Origin of the sequence: Micromonospora sp. NPDC023966 (assembly GCF_040639095.1) — a bacterium.
GTDB lineage: Bacteria > Actinomycetota > Actinomycetes > Mycobacteriales > Micromonosporaceae > Micromonospora.
Genome location: NZ_JBEZZJ010000030.1, coordinates 1 through 20,111, shown reverse-complemented (window position 1 = coordinate 20,111; position 20,111 = coordinate 1). Strand labels below are relative to the sequence as shown.

The 20,111-nt window shown below is 73.8% G+C and carries 24 protein-coding genes; 14 read left to right on the top strand and 10 right to left on the bottom strand.

Annotation, left to right across the window (positions count from 1 at the left end):
• Window positions 1-4: 4 nt before the first annotated feature.
• The 4 genes from AB0F68_RS27485 to AB0F68_RS27470 all read right to left on the bottom strand — a co-directional run bounded on the left by AB0F68_RS27485 (window position 5) and on the right by AB0F68_RS27470 (window position 3,121).
• Window positions 5-454: a helix-turn-helix transcriptional regulator gene (locus tag AB0F68_RS27485; RefSeq protein WP_357343385.1), complete on the bottom strand. Its 450-nt coding sequence runs from the start codon at window positions 452-454 to the stop codon at window positions 5-7.
• 85 nt (window positions 455-539) lie between these two features.
• On the bottom strand, window positions 540-1,484 hold the full coding sequence (locus AB0F68_RS27480; RefSeq protein WP_357343383.1) for a TerC family protein: 945 nt from the start codon (window positions 1,482-1,484) through the stop codon (window positions 540-542).
• A 178-nt stretch (window positions 1,485-1,662) separates the two neighbouring features.
• Window positions 1,663-2,514, bottom strand: coding sequence for a pyridoxal kinase PdxY (pdxY, locus tag AB0F68_RS27475; protein ID WP_357343380.1), 852 nt, complete (start codon window positions 2,512-2,514; stop codon window positions 1,663-1,665).
• Window positions 2,515-2,548: 34 nt separating this feature from the next.
• Window positions 2,549-3,121 (bottom strand): GNAT family N-acetyltransferase, encoded by a 573-nt coding sequence (locus tag AB0F68_RS27470; RefSeq protein ID WP_357343379.1) that lies wholly within the window; start codon window positions 3,119-3,121, stop codon window positions 2,549-2,551.
• Window positions 3,122-3,302: 181 nt separating this feature from the next.
• On the opposite strand from AB0F68_RS27470, the gene AB0F68_RS27465 reads away from it, so the two are divergent.
• Together AB0F68_RS27465 and AB0F68_RS27460 are read left to right on the top strand one after the other, a co-directional pair.
• A complete protein-coding gene (locus tag AB0F68_RS27465; RefSeq protein ID WP_357343377.1) occupies window positions 3,303-4,721 on the top strand; it encodes an OFA family MFS transporter in 1,419 nt (472 codons plus the stop codon).
• Entirely contained in the window at window positions 4,718-4,843 is a 126-nt protein-coding gene (locus tag AB0F68_RS27460) for a hypothetical protein (RefSeq protein WP_357343375.1), read from the top strand. The genes AB0F68_RS27465 and AB0F68_RS27460 overlap by 4 nt, the downstream gene beginning before the upstream one ends.
• A gap of 55 nt (window positions 4,844-4,898) precedes the next feature.
• Here the strand turns inward: AB0F68_RS27460 and AB0F68_RS27455 are convergent, their stop codons facing one another.
• Complete coding sequence (locus AB0F68_RS27455) at window positions 4,899-5,627, bottom strand: SDR family oxidoreductase (RefSeq protein WP_357343373.1); 729 nt, start codon at window positions 5,625-5,627, stop codon at window positions 4,899-4,901.
• Window positions 5,628-5,704: 77 nt separating this feature from the next.
• Here AB0F68_RS27455 and AB0F68_RS27450 point away from each other — a divergent pair, with 77 nt between their 5' ends.
• From AB0F68_RS27450 to AB0F68_RS27435, 4 genes are all read left to right on the top strand, one after another.
• Entirely contained in the window at window positions 5,705-6,547 is an 843-nt protein-coding gene (locus AB0F68_RS27450) for a patatin-like phospholipase family protein (RefSeq protein ID WP_357343371.1), read from the top strand.
• 67 nt (window positions 6,548-6,614) lie between these two features.
• Window positions 6,615-7,295 carry a hypothetical protein gene (locus AB0F68_RS27445; protein ID WP_357343369.1) on the top strand — a complete coding sequence of 227 codons (681 nt, stop codon included), beginning with the start codon at window positions 6,615-6,617 and terminating at the stop codon, window positions 7,293-7,295.
• 193 nt (window positions 7,296-7,488) lie between these two features.
• Window positions 7,489-8,379, top strand: coding sequence for a GNAT family N-acetyltransferase (locus AB0F68_RS27440; protein ID WP_357343367.1), 891 nt, complete (start codon window positions 7,489-7,491; stop codon window positions 8,377-8,379).
• Between the two features lie 132 nt (window positions 8,380-8,511).
• Window positions 8,512-9,387 carry a hypothetical protein gene (locus AB0F68_RS27435; protein WP_357343365.1) on the top strand — a complete coding sequence of 292 codons (876 nt, stop codon included), beginning with the start codon at window positions 8,512-8,514 and terminating at the stop codon, window positions 9,385-9,387.
• A gap of 74 nt (window positions 9,388-9,461) precedes the next feature.
• Here the strand turns inward: AB0F68_RS27435 and cydB are convergent, their stop codons facing one another.
• Window positions 9,462-10,460: a cytochrome d ubiquinol oxidase subunit II gene (cydB, locus tag AB0F68_RS27430; protein WP_357343363.1), complete on the bottom strand. Its 999-nt coding sequence runs from the start codon at window positions 10,458-10,460 to the stop codon at window positions 9,462-9,464.
• A gap of 15 nt (window positions 10,461-10,475) precedes the next feature.
• Window positions 10,476-11,888 (bottom strand): cytochrome ubiquinol oxidase subunit I, encoded by a 1,413-nt coding sequence (locus AB0F68_RS27425; protein ID WP_357343361.1) that lies wholly within the window; start codon window positions 11,886-11,888, stop codon window positions 10,476-10,478.
• A gap of 165 nt (window positions 11,889-12,053) precedes the next feature.
• On the opposite strand from AB0F68_RS27425, the gene AB0F68_RS27420 reads away from it, so the two are divergent.
• The 3 genes from AB0F68_RS27420 to AB0F68_RS27410 are packed head-to-tail and all read left to right on the top strand — an operon-like array spanning window position 12,054 to window position 14,311.
• A complete protein-coding gene (locus AB0F68_RS27420) occupies window positions 12,054-12,830 on the top strand; it encodes a lysophospholipid acyltransferase family protein (RefSeq protein WP_357343360.1) in 777 nt (258 codons plus the stop codon).
• Window positions 12,827-13,408, top strand: coding sequence for a hypothetical protein (locus AB0F68_RS27415; RefSeq protein ID WP_357343358.1), 582 nt, complete (start codon window positions 12,827-12,829; stop codon window positions 13,406-13,408). The genes AB0F68_RS27420 and AB0F68_RS27415 overlap by 4 nt, the downstream gene beginning before the upstream one ends.
• Before the next feature lie 60 nt (window positions 13,409-13,468).
• Window positions 13,469-14,311 carry an SDR family NAD(P)-dependent oxidoreductase gene (locus AB0F68_RS27410; RefSeq protein ID WP_357343356.1) on the top strand — a complete coding sequence of 281 codons (843 nt, stop codon included), beginning with the start codon at window positions 13,469-13,471 and terminating at the stop codon, window positions 14,309-14,311.
• A 4-nt stretch (window positions 14,312-14,315) separates the two neighbouring features.
• Here AB0F68_RS27410 and AB0F68_RS27405 read toward each other — a convergent pair whose 3' ends face one another.
• Together AB0F68_RS27405 and AB0F68_RS27400 are read right to left on the bottom strand one after the other, a co-directional pair.
• Window positions 14,316-14,684, bottom strand: coding sequence for a DUF4180 domain-containing protein (locus tag AB0F68_RS27405; RefSeq protein ID WP_357343354.1), 369 nt, complete (start codon window positions 14,682-14,684; stop codon window positions 14,316-14,318).
• The gene (locus AB0F68_RS27400; RefSeq protein ID WP_357343352.1) at window positions 14,677-15,129 is read right to left on the bottom strand and encodes a helix-turn-helix domain-containing protein; all 453 of its coding nucleotides are present in this window, start codon (window positions 15,127-15,129) and stop codon (window positions 14,677-14,679) included. The genes AB0F68_RS27405 and AB0F68_RS27400 overlap by 8 nt, the downstream gene beginning before the upstream one ends.
• 99 nt (window positions 15,130-15,228) lie before the next feature.
• Between AB0F68_RS27400 and AB0F68_RS27395 the strand changes: the two genes are divergently transcribed.
• The 4 genes from AB0F68_RS27395 to AB0F68_RS27380 all read left to right on the top strand — a co-directional run bounded on the left by AB0F68_RS27395 (window position 15,229) and on the right by AB0F68_RS27380 (window position 19,003).
• Window positions 15,229-15,996: a glycerophosphodiester phosphodiesterase family protein gene (locus AB0F68_RS27395; protein ID WP_357343350.1), complete on the top strand. Its 768-nt coding sequence runs from the start codon at window positions 15,229-15,231 to the stop codon at window positions 15,994-15,996.
• 15 nt (window positions 15,997-16,011) lie between these two features.
• A complete protein-coding gene (locus AB0F68_RS27390) occupies window positions 16,012-17,415 on the top strand; it encodes an MFS transporter (RefSeq protein WP_357343348.1) in 1,404 nt (467 codons plus the stop codon).
• A gap of 106 nt (window positions 17,416-17,521) precedes the next feature.
• Window positions 17,522-18,196, top strand: coding sequence for a thymidine kinase (locus AB0F68_RS27385; RefSeq protein WP_357343482.1), 675 nt, complete (start codon window positions 17,522-17,524; stop codon window positions 18,194-18,196).
• Between the two features lie 27 nt (window positions 18,197-18,223).
• Window positions 18,224-19,003: an NPCBM/NEW2 domain-containing protein gene (locus AB0F68_RS27380; protein ID WP_357343346.1), complete on the top strand. Its 780-nt coding sequence runs from the start codon at window positions 18,224-18,226 to the stop codon at window positions 19,001-19,003.
• A 6-nt stretch (window positions 19,004-19,009) separates the two neighbouring features.
• Here AB0F68_RS27380 and AB0F68_RS27375 read toward each other — a convergent pair whose 3' ends face one another.
• Complete coding sequence (locus AB0F68_RS27375; RefSeq protein ID WP_357343343.1) at window positions 19,010-19,471, bottom strand: hypothetical protein; 462 nt, start codon at window positions 19,469-19,471, stop codon at window positions 19,010-19,012.
• A 132-nt stretch (window positions 19,472-19,603) separates the two neighbouring features.
• On the opposite strand from AB0F68_RS27375, the gene AB0F68_RS27370 reads away from it, so the two are divergent.
• Window positions 19,604-19,975: a VOC family protein gene (locus AB0F68_RS27370; RefSeq protein ID WP_357343341.1), complete on the top strand. Its 372-nt coding sequence runs from the start codon at window positions 19,604-19,606 to the stop codon at window positions 19,973-19,975.
• The last annotated feature ends 136 nt before the right edge of the window (window positions 19,976-20,111 follow it).

Genomic DNA, 20,111 nt, shown 5'->3' with positions numbered 1-20,111 from the left:
GCAGTCAGGCTAGGTGCGGCGTGACGGCGTGCGCTTCTCGATTCCTGATCGGTCGGGTCACCTGCTTGGCCAGGCACGGCGGCAGCTCGCCGGAGCCGCTGGCCGCGCGGGCCCGGTAGGTGCTCGGCGGCATGCCGACCAGCTCGGTGAAGCGGGTGCTGAAGGTGCCCAGCGAGGAGCAGCCGACCGCGAAACAGACGTCGGTGACGCTGAGGTCGCCGCGACGCAGCAGCGCCATGGCCCGCTCGATGCGCCGGGTCATCAGGTAGGCGTACGGCGACTCGCCGTAGGCCTGCCGGAACTGGCGGCTGAGGTGTCCGGCCGACATGTGGGCGCCGCGGGCGAGCGCCTCGACGTCCAGCGGTTGGGCGTACTCGCGGTCGATCCGGTCGCGGACGCGGCGCAGCCGGGCGAGGTCGCGCAGGTGCTGCGTCGGGTCGGAACTGCTGGTCACCTGCCAGATCGTGCCACGTCGGGTCGGGGTTGCCCATCGCGTCGCGGTGGCGTGGCGGTTGATCAAAACGTCTCGTGGCGGCCGGTCACCGGGCCCCGGCGCCCCGGCGGGCGGTCACCACGCTCCAGGCGATGGCGGTGCCGAGGGTCAGGACCACCACGGCGAGGGTGAGCCAGACCGGCAGCTTGCCCACGGGGGTCTCGGCGAGGATCAGTTTCACCCCGGCGAAGGCGAGCAGCACGGCCAGGCCGTAGCGCAGGTGGCCGAAGTGTCGCAGCAGACCGGCCAGGCAGAAGTACAGGCTGCGCAGCCCGAGCACGGCGAAGGCGTTGGCCGTCCAGACCAGGAACGTGTTGGTGGTGATGGCCAGGATCGCCGCGACGGAGTCGATCGCGAAGATCACGTCGGTGGCCTCGATCGCCACCAGCGCGACCAGCAGCACGGTGCCCTTGCGGCGGCCGTCGACCCGGACGGTGAAGCGGCCGTCGTGGTAGCGGGGTTCGGTCGGCACCAGCCGGCGGAAGATCCGGACGGCGATGTTGCGGTCGGGGTCGACGTCCGGTTCGCCGCGGACGGCGAGGCGCCAGCCGGTCCAGATCAGGAACGCGCCGAGCACGAGGCCGGCCCAGGTCAGCCGGTCCAGCAGTTCCGCGCCGGCGAAGATGAAGACCAGCCGGAAGCCCAGCGCCCCGAGCACCCCCCAGAAGAGCACCTTGTGCTGGTACACGGGGGCCACCCGGAAGTAGCCGAACAGCAGTGCGAACACGAACACGTTGTCGACCGACAGGGCCTTCTCCAGCAGGTAGCCGGAGTAGTACGCCACCGCCGGCCCGCCGCCGCGCCAGAGCCAGATCATCAGGCCGAAGGCGATCCCGGCGGTGATCCACACGGCGCTCCAGAGCAGCGCCTCGCGCAGTTCGATGACGTGGTGGTCGCGATGGGAGAACACGTCGACGGCGAGCATGACGGCGATGACCGCTCCGACGGCCACCCAGGCCCAGGCCGGCGCCGCGAACGTGGTCTCGTCCATCCGGCGTCCTCCGCATCCGCGCCTGGGCGGGGACGGGCGCCCGTTCCGGCCCGTACGCGGGTCTTGCGGAACCGGACTGCGTCGTCCCCGAGCCTAGGCGAGCGGCCGGTCGGGAGACGGCGGTCCGGCGAAGTCCGTGCCGGGGCCGCTCTCCCCCGCCGGCGCCGCGGAGATCACCTCAGCGCAGCCGGCGGGCGCCGAACCGGGTGGGCGGGTCGGCGATGGCGTCCTGGGCGGCGACGAGCTGCAGTTCCCGGGTGCCCGCGGCGAGGGTCGCCTCGAGGACGGCGTAGATGGAGTTGGTGGTGCGTTCCAGCGCCGTCTCGGGTGAGCCGGTCGTGGCGAGGTGGGCCAGGTACAGCGCGGCGGTGACGTCGCCGCCGCCGTTGGGGCTGATCGGCAGCAGCGGGGTGGTGACCGCCCAGGCGCCCTCGTCGGAGACGGCGACGACCTCCAGCGACCCCTCCGGGAGGTCGCCGTGCAGCACGCTGGTGACCAGCACGTGCCGGGGTCCGGTGTCGCGGACGACGTCGACGGCGGCGAGCAGGTCGTCGAGGGTGTCGGTGCTGCGGCCGGCGAGGAACTCCAGCTCGAACTGGTTCGGGGTGACGATGTCCGCGCGCGGAACGACGGTGTCGCGCAGGTACTCGGGGATGCCGGGCCGGACGAACATGCCGCGGCCGACGTCGCCCATCACCGGGTCGCAGCAGTACAGGGCGTCGGGGTTGGCGGCCTTCACCCGGGCGACCGCGTCGAGGATCACCGCGCCCATCGCCGGGTCGCCCTGGTAGCCGGACAGGACCGCGTCGGCGGTGCCGAGCACGCCGCGGTCCTCGATCCCGGCGATCACCTCGGCGACGTCGGCCGGGGGCAGCAGCGGCCCGCGCCAGGCGCCGTAGCCGGTGTGGTTGGAGAAGTGCACGGTCAGCACCGGCCAGACCTCGTGCCGGAGCCGTTGCAGGGGGAAGACGGCGGCGGAGTTGCCGACGTGACCGTAGGCGACGGAGGACTGGATGGACAGGATCTTCACCGGCTCATCGTCGCATCCGCCGCCGCGGCGCCGGTCAGGTGTCGGTGCGTAGCCGGGCGTGCAGGTGCATGTCGTGCCAGCCGTCGGTGTGCCGGGCGGCGCCCCGGTTGGTGCCCTCGGCGGCGAGGCCGGCGCGTTCGGCCACCCGGCAGGAGGCGGGGTTGGCGGTGGAATGGCGCAGCCAGACGCGGTGCAGGCCGAGCCGGTCGAAGCCGAAGGCGGTGAGGGCGCTCAGGGCGCGGGCGGCGACGCGCCGGCCGCGGGCGGCGGGCAGCACCCAGTACGACACCTCGGCCTGGGCCTCGGGCAGGTCGACGGCGCGCAGGCTGATCTGCCCGAGCACACCGGTGGCGTCGGTGACGGCCCAGCCGGCACCGGTCTCCTGCCGCCACCGTCGGGGCCAGGCGTCGATCCAATCGCGGGCCTCGTCGTCGGTCATGGCGCGGCAGTGCCAGCGGCGGATGGCGGGGTCGGCGTACGCGGCGAGGACGGTAGGCCGGTCCTCGGGTCGCCAGGGTCGCAGCCGCAGGTCGCCCGCGTCGAGGTCGGGTTGGGGGCGGCTGGCGAGGGCGCCGGGGTGCAGGGCCGGGGTGGTGAGCAGTGGCATGCCCTCATGATCGCCCAGGACGTGCCGTGACGGTGCGGCGACGGCGGGTGCGCGGCCCGGTGGTGGGGTGACCGTTCGGCTCAGGGTTCCGACCGTCCGGCGCGAGGTGGGTTTCGGCGTAGCGCCCCGCGGGGGGATGAAACGGGTGGGATTTTCGCCATTCTCCGGAGAGGAAGCACCCATGCTTTCCGCACTCGATCGTCGGCACACCGTCGCGCCGCCGGGTTACAGCCGTTGGCTGATACCCCCGGCGGCGTTGGCGATCCATCTCTGCATCGGGCAGGTCTACGCGACCAGCGTGTACAAGAACTCGTTGATCGCGCACTTCGACACGGGTCAGACGGCGATCGGGGTGATCTTCAGCATCGCGATCGTGATGCTGGGGTTGTCGGCCGCGGTGGCGGGCACGTGGGTGGAGGCGAACGGGCCCCGGAAGGCGATGTTCGTCTCGGCGTGTTTCTGGGCCGCGGGTTTCCTGGTCGGCGCGCTGGGCATCGCGACGAAGCAGCTGTGGCTGCTGTATCTGGGGTACGGGGTGCTGGGCGGGATCGGGCTGGGGATCGGCTACATCTCCCCCGTCTCCACGTTGATCAAGTGGTTCCCGGACCGGCCGGGGCTGGCCACCGGGTTGGCGATCATGGGGTTCGGTGGTGGGGCGATGGTGGCCTCTCCCCTGTCCCGGCAGTTGCTGTCGTTCTACGACCCGGGATACGACCCGGCGAACGCGGGCTCGACGGCGTCGGGCAGCGCGCTGGTGTGGCTGTTTCTGACGTTGGGCGTCGGCTACTTCGTGATCATGATGTTCGGGGTGTTCAACGTGCGGGTGCCGGCGGCGGACTGGCGGCCGGCGGGGTTCGACCCGGCGACGGTGGCGGCGAAGCCGCTGGTGACCACGGCGAACGTGTCGGCGGCGAACGCGGTGAAGACCCGGTCGTTCTGGCTGCTGTGGGTGGTGCTGTTCTGCAACGTGACGGCGGGGATCGGGATCCTGGAGCAGGCGAGCCCGATGATCCAGGACTTCTTCCGGGACAACGGGACCTCGGCGGTGTCGGTGGCGGCGGCCGGCGGGTTCGTGGGGCTGCTGTCGCTGTTCAACATGGCCGGCCGGTTCGTGTGGTCGTCGACGTCGGACGTGATCGGCCGCAAGCCGATCTACCTGGTGTACCTGGGCGTGGGCATGGCGCTGTACGTGCTGCTGGCCCTGTTCGGGCAGGCGGCGACGGCGCTGTTCGTGCTGTTGGCGTGCGTGATCCTGTCGTTCTACGGCGGTGGGTTCGCCACCGTGCCGGCGTACCTGCGGGATCTGTTCGGCACGTTCGAGGTGGGCGCGATCCACGGCCGGTTGTTGACGGCGTGGTCGGCGGCCGGGGTGGCCGGTCCGCTGATCGTGAACGCGTTCCTGGACGCGCAGGGCAAGCCGGGCACGTTGACGGCGGCGGCGTACCGGCCGGCGTTGTTCACGATGGTCGGGGTGCTGGCGGTCGGTTTCGTGGCGAACCTGTTGATCCGGCCGGTGCCGGAACGGTTCCACGAGCCGGCGTCGGGCCGGGACGGTGTCGAGGGTGCGCAGCCGGTGGCGGCGGAAAGGAGCGGGTCGTGAACGAGCAGGCCGGTGGCGGGCAGCGGGTCCGTCTGGTGGTGTCGTGGGCGGTGGTGTCGGCGCTGCTGGGCTACGGGGTGGTGCAGACCGTGATCACGGCGGCGAAGCTGTTCACCCACTAGGAGCGCGGTGCGGAGCGGCCCGGGGGGTGCGACTCTCCCCCGGGCCGCTTGCGTGTCAGAGGCCGCCGGCGACGCGCAGGACGGCGCCGGTGGTGTAGGTGGCGTCGGGGCCGAGGAGGAACGCGATGGCGCCGGCGACCTCGTCGGGTTCGCCGGCGCGGCCCAGCGGGATGCGGCCGGCCGCGGTGTCGGGGCGGTCGGGCACGCCGGAGAGGGCGTGGATGTCGGTGCGGATGATGCCCGGGGCGACGGCGTTGACCCGGATGCCCCGCGGGGCGAGTTCCTTGGCCAGGCCGACGGTGAGGGTGTCGGTGGCGGCCTTGACGGCGGCGTAGTGGATGTATTCGCCGGGGCTGCCGAGGGTGGCGGCGGCGGAGGAGACGTTGACGATGGCGCCGCCGTGGGTCATCCGGCGGGCGGCCTGCTGGGCGCAGAGGACGTAGCCGACGAGGTTGACGTCGACGACCTGGCGCAGGTCGTCGACGCGCAGCTCGGCGAAGGGTCCGATCGGGCTGGTGATGCCGGCGTTGTTGACCAGGCCGGTGAGCGGGCCCAGCGCGGCGGCGGCGTCGAAGAGGCGCTGGACCTGCTCGGGGTCGCCGGTGTCGGCGGCGACGGCGAGGCCACGGCGGCCGGCGGCGCGCACGTCGGCGAGGACGGCCTCGGCGGCGGCGTGGTCACTGCGGTAGCCGATGACGACGTCGTGGCCGGCGGCGGCGAGGCGGCGGGCGGTGGCCGCGCCGATGCCGCGCCCCCCACCGGTGATGATGGTGACGGAGGTCAATGTGTTCTCCCCTGCCCTGACGGTCGGGCTGACGTTACCGTGGGCGGCGCGGAACCCGGTGGAGAGGACGGTCACACATGACGCGGGCGTTGGTGCTGGGTGGCGGTGGCGTGACCGGGGTGGCCTGGGAGTTGGGGCTGCTGGCCGGGCTGGCCGCGCAGGGGCTGGACCTCACAGGCGCGGAGCTGGTGGTGGGCACCTCGGCGGGTTCCGTGGTGGGCGCGCAGGTGTGCTCGGGCACGCCGGTCGAGGAGCTGTACGCCGCGCAGTTGCGCCCGGCCCACCAGGAGGTGGCGGCCCGGCTGGGGGTGGGGGTGCTGGCGCGCTGGGCGTGGGCGGGCACCCGGGGCCGGGACGCGGTGCGGGCGCGGGCCCGGGTCGGGGCGATGGCCGTGGCTGCGCGTACCCCGTCGGAGGAGTCGCGGCGGGCGGTCATCGCGGCGCGGTTGCCGGTGCGGCAGTGGCCGGCGCGGCGGCTGCTGGTGACCGCGGTGGACGCGGCCTCGGGCGAGTTCGTGGTCTTCGACGCCGGCTCGGAGGTGGCGCTGGTGGACGCGGTGGGGGCCAGTTGCGCGGTGCCGGGCGTGTGGCCGCCGGTGACCATCGGCGGCCGGCGTTTCGTCGACGGCGGGGTGCGTTCGGCGGTGAACGCGGACCTGGCGGCGGGCGCGCGGCAGGTGGTGGTGCTGGCGCCGACGCGGGCCGGGTTCGGGCCGATGCCGCGGCTGTCGGCCCAGGTGGCGCAGCTGCGGTCGGCGGGCGCGCGGGTGGCGGTGGTGTCGCCGGACCGGGCGGCGCGGGCGGCGATCGGGCGCAACCTGCTGGATCCGGCGCGGCGGGCCGCGTCGGCGCGGGCGGGGTTCGCGCAGGCGGCCGCGGTGGCCGAGGAGGTGGCGGCCGTCTGGGTCGCCGGGGGTTGATCTTCCGCCTGTCGGTGCGGGCTGGTATCAAGGCAGGCATCAGACACGTGTACGGAAGAGGGCTGTGATGGCGGGCCAGGGTTTGTCCACTGACGAGGTACAGGGCATCCGGGAGGCGCTGGCGGCCGGCCGCAAGCCCAAGGTGGTGTTCACGGCGGCGGCCGGGCAGATGGCGGGTCAGCTCGGGCAGGTGGTGGAGCTGACCGACCCGGAGGCGTCCGAGGAGTTCGTGGTGGTGCGGTTCGGCCGCGACGAGCTGCCCTTCTCCCCCACCGACGTGGCGATCGCGCCGAAGGGGGCCGGGCGGCGGCCGGCGGAGCCGAAGCCGGAACCACCGGCCGAGGAGCCGCCGGCGGAGCCGGAGTTCGTGTTGGACGCGCCGCCGGTGCCGGCGCCGCGGCGGGAGGAGCCGAGGGTGGAGCAGCAGGCGGAGCCGAAGCCGGCGCGGCGGGCGGTGAAGGCGGTCAAGCCGAAGAGCCCGGCCGGGCTGACGGTGACGCTGGCCTACGCCGAGGGCGAGTGGACGGTGGCGGCGCAGCAGGGCGCCAAGGCCCTCGCCAAGCCGTACGTGGTGAAGCCGGCCGAGGCGCTGCGGATGGTGGCGCTGGTCGACGTGCCCGGGGTGCAGGAGGCGGTGGAGCAGATCCTGGCCGCCGAGCGGGCCGAGGCGGAGCAGCAGGCGGAGAAGCTGCGCGCCGAGCTGGCCGAGATCGAGGCCCGGCTGGCGGAGCTGCGCGAAGCCCGCTGAGCCCGTCGCCCGCGCCCCGGCCGGAAAACACCCCGGCCGGGGCGCGGGCGCTCTGCTATCGTTCCGCCGCGTCCTCGACGAGACCGGAGGGAGGTGAGCGCCATGACCCGTACGACTGTCATGCGCTCCCACCTCCCTGCGAGGACGCCGGGTTCCTGAACCGGGGAGCGCACCGCTTCCTGGAAGGACCTTCATGACCGATCTGGTCATTCGCCCGCTCGTCGCGGGCGAGGAACATCTCTTCGACTCCCTGCCCGACCCCGGGCTGGTCGGGCGGACCCTGCTCGGCGAGACCTACGCCGGCGGCGGCTTCCGCCCGGAGTGGACCTGGGTGGCCCTGCGCGACGGGGTGGTGGTCGCCCGGGCCGCCTGGTGGGCCGGGCCGGACGACCCGGCGCCGCTGGCGCTGGACTGGTTCGACTTCACCGACGCGCAGGCCGCGGTCGAGTTGCTGCGCATCGCGCCGTTGCGCGCCGAGTACTCGATCCTGCTCCCCCATCACTGGCGGGAGAACCCCGCGGTGCGCGCGCAGGCGCAGGCCCGCATCGACGCCGCGACGGCGGCCGGCATGCGGGTGCTGGTCGAGCGGTACCGCTACCGCTGGACTCCCGGGTGCGGCCTGCCGGCCCGGCCGAGGCGGCTGGAGTTCCGGCCCGAACCGGATGACGCGGTGATCCTGGACATGCTGTGCCGCATCGGTGAGGGCAGCCTGGACGCCCACTACCGGGCCGCGGCGGCCGCGCACGGCCCGCTGGCCGCGGCGCAGGAAGACCTGGACCTGCTGCGCTGGATGCCGAGCCCGCGGGACTGGTGGCGGACGGCGTTCACCCCGGACGGCGAGCCGGCCGGACTGGTCGTGCCGGCCCGCAACCCGACCCACCACGTCGTGGGGTTCGTCGGCGTGCTGCCCGGACAGCGGGGCCACGGCTACGCCTACGACCTGCTGGTCGAGGCCACCCACCTGCTGGTCGAGGCGGGCGCCGACGCGATCGTGGCCGCCACCGACCAGGGCAACGCGCCGATGGCCGCCACCTTCGCCCGGGCCGGCTACCCGGTCGAGTGGGAGCGCGTGGACCTAGTCTGATCGTCCGCGTGGTCGGCCCGTCGCCCCGGCGGGCCGACCACGGGCGCGTTGAGGTGCGCGCCGGCGGGTCGCCCCTGGGAGGGCGGCTGCCGTGGCGCCGCACCGGGGCGCTCGCGCGCATAGGGTGCCCGGGTGGGTTACTGGGGCACGGTGGTGCTGGCGCGGCCCGGCGGGCTGCTGGTCGACCAGGACGGCATCGGCGGGTTCGGGCACCGGCACCGGTGGCTGCGGGAGCTGGGCGACGGCTGGCAGCTGGTGGAGACCACCGGGTGGAACGATCCCCCGGACCTGCTCGCCCCCGCCGGGGCGCTCGCCACGTCGACCGGTCACCCCGTCCTCGCCGCGTACGTCAGTGACGGCGACTGCGCAGTGCTGGCGACGGCGACGCCGGGTGTGGTGGGGCCGTTGACGCACCTGTGGGACACCGACGGGCCGTGCGGGGTGTACCGGCACCAGCCGCGTGGCATGCCGGGGCCGGTCGGACGGAGCGCTGACGACGTGGTCGCGGAGCTGGTGGCCTGGTCGGCGGCGGCGGGGCTGCGGGCCGACGCGACACGGCTGCGCGAGGTGTTGGGGCACGACCATCCGGTCGAGGCGGACGATCTGTTGTTCGCGCTGGTCAAGGCGCTGGGAGTGGCGCGGATCGGACGGACCCGACCGTGGGCGCTACCGCTGGAGCAGTGGCCGTTCCGGTCGGTCACGGACGTCCTGGCGTTGCGGGCCCGGTCGGAGGCGGCGTACCGGCTGGCGGCGATGGAGGACGGCGAGGAGCCCGACGAGCCGGAGGCGCCGTGGGAGGCTGCGGCGATCCGGTTGGACGAGGAGCTGTGGGCGTCGCTGTACCGGCCGGCGGTGGACGTCGCCGGGCTGGCGCGGCGGGCGCAGCGGCTGCGTACGGAATACGACGTGGCCAGGGGCCGGGAGCCTCAGCCCTCCGACGGCCCGTTCCACCCGGAGAACCCGTGGAACTCCGGCCGGGTGTGGGCGGACGAGCGGGCGACCGACTGACCTGCCCTGCTCGCGCCGCGGGGCCGGTGCGACCCCCTCGCACCGGCCCCGCGCCACCCGCGCCCGCAGGATCGTCAGTGTTGCGGGATGTTCTGTACCCCGATGCGCTTGCGGAACACCCAGTAGGTCCAGCCCTGGTAGGCCAGCACGATCGGGGTGAACACCACGGCCACCCAGGTCATGATCTTCAGGGTGTAGGGGGTCGAGGCGGCGTTGGTCGCGGTCAGCGTGCCGGCGGCGTCCAGGGTGGACGGCAGCACGTTCGGGAACAGCGCGGCGAACAGGGTCGCCACGGCCAGGGCGATGGCCACGGCGGTGCCGGTGAACGCCCAGCCCTCACGGCGCGCCCGGGCGGCGGCGAGGCCGGCGAGCAGGGCGAGGGCGGCACCGGTGGCGAGCACGACGGCGGCCGCGCTGGAGCGGATGCTCAGCGTCCAGGCCAGGAAGGCCACGGCCACCACGGCGGTGCCGGCGCCGAGCCGGACGGCCAGCGCGCCGGCCCGCTGCCGGATCTCGCCGCTGGTCTTCAGGGCGATGAACACCGCGCCGTGGGTGAGGAACAGGCCGAGGGTGGTCACCCCGCCGAGCAGGGCGTACGGGTTGAGCAGGTCGAGCAGGCCGCCGGCGTACTCGTGGTCGGCGGTCAGCGGCACGCCGCGCAGGATGTTGGCGAAGGCGACGCCCCACAGGATCGCCGGCACCAGCGAGCCGACGAAGATGGCCTGGTCCCAGCGGCGCTTCCAGGACGCCTCGGGGCGCTTGTGCCGGTACTCGAAGGCCACCCCGCGGGCGATCAGGGCGAGCAGGATCAGCAGCAGCGGCAGGTAGAAGCCGGAGAAGAGGGTGGCGTACCACTCGGGGAAGGCGGCGAACATGGCGCCGCCGGCGGTGATCAGCCAGACCTCGTTGCCGTCCCAGACCGGGCCGATGGTGTTGATCAGGACGCGGCGTTCCCGGTCGTCGCGGCCGAGCACGGGCAGCAGCATGCCGACGCCGAAGTCGAAGCCTTCGAGGATGAAATAGCCGGTGAACAGCACGGCGACGAGGAGAAACCAGACGGTCGTCAGTTCCACGGTGGGCTCCGGGGGTCAGTAGGCGAACGCCAGCGGGCGATCGGCGTCGTCGGTGTCGGCTGGTTCAGGGGCTGGAGTCAGGTCGGGCACGCCGGCCTTGGCGTAGCGGATCAGCAGCTTGAACTCGATGACCGCGAGGGTGGCGTAGATGAGGGTGAAGGCGGTGAACGAGGTGAGCACCTCGGCCAGCGAGACGCTGCGGGACACGCCGTTGCGGGTGAGCATCTCGCCGAAGACGATCCACGGCTGGCGGCCCATCTCGGTGAAGATCCAGCCGAAGGAGTTGGCCAGCAGCGGCAGGGCCGGCATGACCAGGCCGGCGCGCAGCAGCCAGCGGCTCGACGGGGTGCGGCCCTTGCGCTGGGTCCAGAGGACGATCAGGGCGATCGCGGCGGCGGCCATCCCGAGGACGATCATGAAGCGGAAGCTCCAGTAGGTGACCGGGATGATCGGGGTGTAGCTGCCGGCGCCGTACTGGGTGGCGTACTGGGCCTGGAGGTCGTTGATGCCGTGCACGGTGCCGTGCGGGTCGCCGGTGCCGAGGTAGGACAGCAGGTACGGGATCTTGAGGGCGAACAGCTCCCGGCTGCCGTCGAGGCTGCCGACGGTGAGCACGGAGAACGAGGCGGGGCTCTCGGTGGTGTAGAGGCCCTCGGCGGCGGCCATCTTCATCGGCTGCACCTGGGTCATGATCTTGCCCTGGATGTCGCCGGTGAACAGCACCAGCGCCGCGGCGACCAGCACCACCCAGGAGCCGAACTTCGTGGCGAAGCGGTAGGCGTCGGTGTCGGCGCCGCCCCGGTTGCGGATGACGTGCCACAGCCCGACGGCGACGATCAGCGACCCGGCGACCAGGAACGCCCCGGCCAGGGTGTGCGGGAAGGTGATCAGGGCGACCTTGTTGGTGAGCACGGCGACGAAGTCGGTCAGTTCGGCGCGGCCGGTCTGCGGGTTGATCCGGTAGCCGACCGGGTTCTGCATGAACGAGTTCGCGGCGAGGATGAAGTAGGCGGACAGGTTGGTGCCGATGGCCGCGGCCCAGATGGCGGCCAGGTGCAGCCGCTTGGGCAGCCGGTCCCACCCGAAGATCCACAGGCCGATGAAGGTGGACTCCAGGAAGAACGCGACGAGGGCTTCGATCGCCAGGGGCGCGCCGAAGATGTCGCCGACGAAGCGCGAGTAGTCGCTCCAGTTCATGCCGAACTGGAACTCCTGCACGATGCCGGTGACCACGCCCATCGCGAAGTTGATCAGGAAGAGCTTGCCGTAGAACTTGGTGAGCTTGAGGTACCGCTCGTTGCCGGTGCGGTGCCACAGGGTCTGGAGGATGGCCACCAGCACGGACAGGCCGATGGTCAAGGGCACGAAGAGAAAGTGGTAGACGGTGGTGACACCGAACTGCCAGCGGGCGACGTCCAACGCGTCCACCTGAAACCCCCAGCTGTGCGTACTACGAGACGTAGTAAATACTACTCGGCGTCGTAGAGGATTGGGCAGGGCCGCAGGGCCCGAACCGGCCCGGGACCAATGACCCTGATCACCTCCGCCCTCGGGTCTCCGGCTCACCCTGGCGCGTGCGACCATCCAGCACTGATGGACACCCCGATCACCCACTGGCGGGCGCCCCTGCTGTGGCGCGCCGCGCAACTGGCCGCCCGCGGCCTCGTCGGCCTGGTCGCCCGGCTCGAGGTCAGCGGCGACGTGCCGGACGAGATGCGCCGAGGACCCCTGGTCCTGGCCGCCAATCACATCAGCCCCTTCGACCCCGTGGTGCTCGCCGCGGCGTGCCAGGTCCGCGGCATCCACCCGCGGATCATGGCCACCGGCGGGCTGTTCCGGGCCCCGGTGGTCGGGCCGCTGATGCGCCACGCCGGGCACATCCGCGTCGACCGGGGCACCAGCTCCGCGCACCACTCCCTGGAGATCGCCGCCGGCGCGGTGGCTCGCGGCTCGGTGGTGCTGGTCTACCCGGAGGGGCGTATCGGCCTGGACCCCGGCATGTGGCCCGAGCGGGGCAAGACCGGCGCCGCCCGGCTCGCCTTCGCCGGCGGCGCCCCCGTCGTCCCGGTCGCCCAGTGGGGCTCCCACGAGGTGCTGCCCTACCGGGCGCCGAAGGGCATGCTGCGCGGCCTGGCCCGCGCGGTGCGACGGCGGCCGGTCATCCGGGTGCACTTCGGCGCCCCGGTGACGCTGTGCGACCTGCCCCCCGGTTCGGCGGGCCGCGCCCGGCGTGCCACCGACCGGATCATCGACGCGATCACCGCCGGCCTGGCGCCGCTGCGCCCCGACGAGCCGGACCGGCCCCGCCACGTCGACCCGGGCCGCCCGCTCGACACCAGCCGGTCGCACCGCCGCGGGCCGGTCGGATGAACGGCCTGCCGCGCCGCCTCGCCCTGGTCGTCCTGGTGCTGCTCGTCGTCGGAGGGCTCGGGTACGCCGGGCTGCGGGCCGCGTACCACCGGGCCAAGGACCAGCGCGACGTGATCAGCCTGACCGGGGGGTCGCCGTGGCCGCGGGAGCAGCTGCTGATCCCCGACGGGACGGCCCGCCCCGGCAACGTCGCCTGGCTCGACCGGGGCGGCCTCGAGGTGGCCTACGACCTGGGCGTCGGCGACGGCCGGAGCGTGCCGGTGATGTGGGGGCTGCGCGTCCCGCAACCGGAGACCGGGTTGCCCGAGGGGGTCGACTGCGGCTCGCCCCGGCTGCGTACCTGCACCGACCTGGGTGCCGGCGAGACGCTGATCGTGACCCGCAAGACCGACAACAGCAGCCCCTCCACCGCCCTCTACCGGGCCGACGGCGGCCGGGTGCGGGCGGTCGAGGTGCAAGGGCCGGACCCGGTCGAGGTCGGGACGCTGCGCGCCGCGCTGGACCGGCTGCACCGGCCCACCGACGCCGAACTGCTGGAGCTGCTGCGCCACGAGGGCTACCGGACCGACTGGAGCTGATGCCGCCGATTCGCCGCCGCGCCCGCCCGGACGGTGAGACGGTGGCGGCAGGAGGCACCCGTGAGCGCACCCACCGTGCTGATCACCGGCACGTCCACCGGCATCGGCCTGGAGACCGCCGTGGGCGCGGCCCGCGCCGGCTGGCGCACCGTGGCGACCCTGCGCGACCCCGCCCGGGCCGACCGGCTGCGCGCCGCCGCCGACGCCGCCGGGGTCGGCGATCTGCTGGAGGTACGCGGGCTCGACGTCGTCGACCAGGCCGCGGCGGCCGCCTGCGTGGCCGACGTGGTCGCCCGCCACGGCCGGCTCGACGCGGTGGTCAACAACGCCGGCGCCGGGCACGTCGGCACCCTCGAACGGGAGACCGTCGGCGACGTCCGGGCGGTCATGGAGGTCAACTTCTTCGGCGTCCTGCACGTCACCCGGGCCGCCCTGCCGCACCTGCGCGCCACCCGGGGGCGGCTGATCACCGTGACCAGCGTCGGCGGGGTGGTAGGGCAGCCGTTCAACGAGGCGTACTGCGCGGCGAAGTTCGCCGTCGAGGGATTCATGGAGAGCCTCGCCCCGGTCGCCGCCACCGTCGGGGTCAGCGTCACGGTGATCGAGCCCGGCGCGGTGGCCAGCGAGTTCGTGGCCAACGTCGGCCTCGACCCGGAGGCCGCCGTCGCCGCCGCCGGGGTGTACGGGCCGGCGCTGCGCGCGTACCTGGATCGCAGCGCCGCCGCGTTCGCCGCCGCGCAGTCGCCGGCGGACGCCGCCGCCGCGGTCGTGGCGACGCTGGTCGACCCGGAGCCCCCGCCCCGGGTGCAGACCTCCCCCGCCGCCCGGCAGTTCGTCGGCGTCAAGCTGGCCGACCCCGACGGCCTCGGGGTGACCGCGCTGACCGCCGGCTGGGTGCGCTGAGCGGTCAGCGCGCGCGCAGCCGCTCGTCGAGGGCGGCCAGGTCGGGCAGGAACCAGACGTGGTCGTGGCGGTTGGACTCGGCCACCAGGGCGCGCAGCGCGCCGCTGGTCGCCAGGTGCGCGGAGATGTCGCCGACGACGACCAGCCGCAGCCGGTAGTTGACGAACTTCTGCATGACCTCCCCGGCGAAGCGGGTGCCCAGGGCGAAGAAGCTCGGGTCGAGCCGGCCGGCGGGCACGGCGACCACCTCGGCGCCGCCGAAGGCCGCGCCGCCGATCAGGTCGAGGGCCGCCTCGGTGGTGGCCATCGGCGGGCCGGCCGGGTCGCAGACCAGCACCGGCACCCCGGCCCGCTCCTCCAGCACGTCAGGCATCGCTGGTCTCCGTCCCGGTCAGCAGGCCGTTGTCGCCGGCGAGCACGGCGTCGACCAGGCGCAGCAGGTCGGCGGTGGCGGCGGCGTCGCCCAGGATCACGATCTTCATGCGGTGGCGTTCCTCGTCGTGGACGGTCTGCACGCGCAGCGGGCGCGCGGTGTCGTGGTGGGTGTTGACGCCGGCCAGCACCAGCGTGGCGAGGCGGTCGGCCGCGGCCCGGTCGACGCCGTCGACCTGCACGATGCTCGACACCTCTACCGCCGGCGCGCCGGCCACCGGCGCGGGCCGGCCGGTCAGCGCGTCCACGTCGGCGCGGGCGATGCGGTACTGCTTGCCGATCCGCACGGCGCGCAGCCGGCCGCGGCGGATGTAGCCGCGCACGGTGCGCACGTGCAGCCCGAGCAGCTCCGCGACCTGCTCCACCGAGTACATGTCGTTCCCCATCGCTCCCCATCATAGGGGTTACAGGGAACGATGGGGAAGTTAGCTGCGGCGATGGCGGCCGGTCACCCGGACGCCACCCGCGCGCGGCATACTTCCCGCGTGCAGCCCCGTCACGGCTACCTCGACGCCCCCGCGCCGCTGGCCTTCGCCCACCGCGGCGGCGCGGCCGACGGCGACGAGAACACCGCCGCCGCGTTCGCCCGCGCCATCGCGCTGGGCTACCGATACGTGGAGACCGACGTGCACGCCACCGCCGACGGCGTACCGGTGATCTTCCACGACGCCACCCTGCGGCGGGTCACCGGCGAGCGGGGCCGCATCGCCGACCTGCGCTGGGCCGACCTGGCCTCGGTACGCGTCGGCGGCGCCGCCGTGGTGCCCCGCCTCGACGAGGTCCTCGGCGCCTGGCCCGAGGTCCGGTTCAACGTCGACGTCAAGGCCGACGGGGGCGTCGTGCCGACCGTCGACACGGTCACCCGGACCGGCGCCGGCGACCGGGTGCTGCTCGCCTCGTTCAGCGACGCCCGGCTGGCCCGGCTGCGCGCCCTGGCCGGGGCGAAGGTCGCCACCAGCCTCGGCATGCGCGGGGTGGCCCGGCTGCGGATGGCCTCGCTGCACGGGCGGCCGCTGCGGCTGCCCCCGTCGGTGGCCGCCGCCCAGGTCCCCGTCCGGTACGGCCGGGTGCCCGTGGTCGACCGGCGGTTCCTCGACTACTGCCACCGGCTCGGGTTGCAGGTGCACGTCTGGACGATCGACGAACCCGCCGAGATGCACGAGTTACTTGATCTTGGTGTGGATGGCATCATGACCGATCACGTCGGCGTGCTGCGCGACGTCTACCGCAGCCGCGGCCACTGGGCCGCCTGAACCCCGAGGACCCCGATGGCCGCAACGGTCGCCCCCGCCGTCGACGAGCCCGCCCGCCCGGGCAGCAGCCGTCGCGAACGCACCGGCTGGTACTTCTACGACTGGGCGAACTCCGCCTTCCAGACCACGGTGATCACGGTCTTCCTCGGCCCGTTCCTCACCACCGTCACCGAGCTGGCCGCCGGCTGCGAGCTCGGCGCCGACAGCTGCGACGGGGCCGTGCACCCGCTGGGCATCCGGGTCGCCGCGGGCTCCTACTACCCGTACCTGATCTCGCTGTCGGTGTTCCTCACCGTCTTCGTGCTGCCCGTGATCGGGGCGGTCGCCGACCGGTCGAGGCACAAGAAGCCGCTGCTGGCCGCCGCCGCGTTCACCGGCGCCGGCGCGACCATCGCGTTCGCGTTCGTCACCGGCGAGCGCTACCTGCTCGGGGGGGTGCTCTTCCTGATCGCCAACATCTCCTTCGGCGCCGCCGTGGTCGTCTACAACTCGTTCCTGCCACAACTCGGCGGCCCCGACGACCGCGATGCCATCTCCAGCCGCGGCTGGGCCATCGGCTACCTCGGCGGCGGCGTGCTGCTCGCGCTGAACCTGGTCGCGGTCAACCTGCTCAGCGAGGAGGGCAACCCGCAGCGCACCCTGGACCTGGCCCGCTGGTCGATCGTCTCGGCCGGCGTGTGGTGGGCGGCGTTCACCCTGCTGCCGCTGCGCTGGCTGCGCGAACACCCCGCCGCCGCGGCCGCCGCCGAGGCCCGGGCCGGCGGCCGCAACGTGCTCACCGACGGGTTCCGCCAGCTCGGCCGCACCCTGAAGAACATCAAGGCGTACCCGCTGACGCTGTTCTTCCTGCTCGCCTTCCTGATCTACAACGACGGCATCCAGACCGTCATCACCCTGGCCAGCCAGTACGGCACCAAGGAGCTGCGGCTGGAGCAGAACACCCTGATCGTGACCATCCTGCTGGTGCAGTTCCTGGCCTTCGGCGGCGCGCTCGCGCTGGGCGCCCTGGCCCGGCGCATCGGCGCCTGGAAGACCGTGCTGCTGTCCCTGGTGCTCTGGACCGGGGTGATCATCGCCGCGTTCCGGCTGCCCGCCGAGGCGCCGCTGCCGTTCATGGTGCTCGGCGGGTGCATCGGCCTGGTGCTCGGCGGCAGCCAGGCGCTGAGCCGCTCGCTGTTCAGCCAGCTCATCCCCACCGGCAAGGAGGGCGAGTACTACGGCTTCTACGAGATCAGCGACAAGGGCACCAGCTGGCTCGGGCCGCTCGCCTTCGGCCTGGTGTTCCAGCTCACCTCCTCGTACCGGGTGGGCCTGGTCTCCCTGCTGATCTTCTTCGTGGTCGGGTTCGCGCTGCTGGCCGCCGTGCCGATCCGCCGGGCCATCGTGGCCGCCGGCAACACCCCGCCCCGGGTGCTGTGAGGCTTGCCCGCGCCGCCGCGCGCGGGCAAGATCCTTCCGCATCGATGAGCTAGGCTGCCCCGTCGTGACCGACGACGCCGCCGCCCCGATCTGCCTGGCCCGACCCCTGCCGGGCCCCGGCGACGACCGTGCCGGCGGCTGCGCCGCCGCTCGCGGCGTCGACGGCCGGCCGCTGCACGCCGCCGCGCTGAAGTTCTTCTGGGGGCCGATGGACTGCGGCAAGTCCACGATGGCCCTGCAGATGAACTACAACCACGCCCGGCAGGGCCGGCGCGGCCTGGTCACCACCCGCATCGACCGCTCGCTGGGCCCGCAGGTCACCACCCGCATCGGGCTGGCCCACTCCGCGGTCGAGGTGACCGACGAGCTGGACCTGCGCGACCTGGTCCGCGACGCCTGGGCCGAGGGGGTCCGCGTCGACTACCTGATCTGCGACGAGGCGTCCTTCTACAACCTGGCGCACATCGAGCAGATGGCCGACCTGGTCGACAACTTCGACGTCGACGTCTACGCCTTCGGCCTGGCCACCGACTTCCGCTCCTGCCTGTTCCCGGCGGCCCAGCGGCTGTTCGAACTCGCCGACGAGGTTGCCCGCATCCAGATCGAGGTGCTCTGCTGGTGCGGCCGGGAGGGGCGGCTCAACGCCCGGGTCGTCGAGGGACGGGTGGCGCGCGAGGGCGAGCAGGTCGTCATCGGCGACACCGTGGACAGCGCCGACGTGCGCTACCAGGTGCTGTGCCGGCGCCACTACCGCTCCGGGGACCTCGGCCCCCGCGCCTGACGGGCGCGGGCCTGATACAAACGGCCCGTGCGGGCAGACTTCATGACCACGGCACCGGACGGGCCCACGGCCGCACGCCCCGCGCGGCTGCTGCCGCAGGGCGTCGGCGTGATCGCCGACGTGGCGGCGGTGGCCGCGCTGCTCACCGGCGGTGGGCGGCCCATCGTCCTGGCGGCCAGCGCGGGCGCCGTCCTGGCCGGCGGCTACCTCCTGGTACGCCGCCTGGGGCAGCCGGTCGACCGGACCGCGCTGGTGGGCCTGGCCGTCGCGGTCGCCGGAGCGGCGATCTTCGGCTACGCCCTGCGGACCGCACCGGCCCGGGCGCCGAGCACGGCGGCGCAGCACGGCGGCGACGCGGCACCCACCAGCTCCACCCGCACCAGCACCAGCGCTCCGCCGGCCCCCGCCGGCGGTGGGACCTGGTTGTTCGACCTGTCGCCCGTCGAGGGCGGCGAGGGCTGGCGGCACCGCCCGGAGACCGTCAACGGGCAGCGGTACGAGAACAGCGTCGTCGCGTCGACCTGCTTCGCCACCAACGACCAGGCGGAGTCGTTCAACCTCGGCAAGCGGTTCACCCGGTTCCAGGCCACCGTCGGCGTGGCCGACACCGCACCGGGCGACTACCGCACCGAGTTCGCCGTGAAGGTCGACGACGAGACGGTCTTCCGCCGGGATCTGACGCTCGGGAACACCGCCGCGGTGGACGTGCCGGTCGCCGACGGGCTCCGGCTGGTGCTGAAGGTTGAGGGCATCGGCCTGACCGCCTGCGACGACGCCGCCGTGTGGATCGAGCCGGCCCTGCGGTGACCGGGGTCAGAACGGGTCCCCGCAGACCCGCCACTTCCCGTCCTCCTGCACCACCGGCAGTTCCCGCTCCTCGCCGCCGCCGCCGTCGCGGATCAGCCGCACCGTCACCGTGCCGCGCGGCCGGCCGCCCCGGGTCTGCACCGACACGTCGACGATCTCGTAGCCGCTGACCTGCGGCGGGGTGCGCACCCAACTGCCGAAGCCGACCTGGCTCCACTTCCCGCGTGCCTCCCGGCACAGCTTGTCGTACGCCTGGTCGGTCTCCCCGGCCGCGACCTGGCGGAAGAACGCGTCGGCGGTGTCGCGGACCGGGCCGTTGGCCTGGAGCACCACCTGCACGTTCCAGACGCCGAGCCCGGCCACCCCGACCAGGCAGGTGCCCAGCCCGAGCCCGGCGACCAGCACGCCGGCGCGTACCGGCCGGCGGCGGCGCCGGGCCGGCCGGCTCCCCGCCCGTTCCCTGCCCATCACCACCGACGGTAGAGACCGGCGGGCCGGCCCGCAGGAAGTTGTGCCGGGTCGGCGACCGGGCGGCAGGCCGCGGCAATCCGCCGGACGAACCTGACAGCAGATGGCAGGTACCGGCGGCAGACTACCGGCATGACAGCGCACGCCGACCTCGCGATGGTCAACCTCGACAGCTCCGACCCGGTGGCCCACGCCGCCTTCTACTCCCGCGCCCTCGGCTGGGAGGTCACCCACAGCCAGGCCGAATACGCCATGATCAGCAAGGACGGTACCTCGATCGGCTTCGGCCTGGTGCCCGGATACGCGCCGCCGGCCTGGCCGGACGAGACCGCCGGCAAGCGGTACCACCTCGACCTCTACGTCGACGACGTGACCCTGACGGAGAAGGACCTGGTGGCGGCCGGCGCGACGCGGCCGGAGTTCCAGCCCGGCGGCGAGCGGTGGACCGTGCTGCTCGACCCGGTCAGCCACCCGTTCTGCCTCTGCCCCCGGCCGCAGGGCTGACCACCGCCGCCGGCCCGCCGGGCGACTGCCCGGCGGGCCGGCCGGACCGGACACGTGCGGTCCCCCCGCCGTACCGGGCGGCCGAAGGCGGGCACGAGGCGGGGCCCCCCGTCGGCGAAGCACCGCGGCGCCCCGG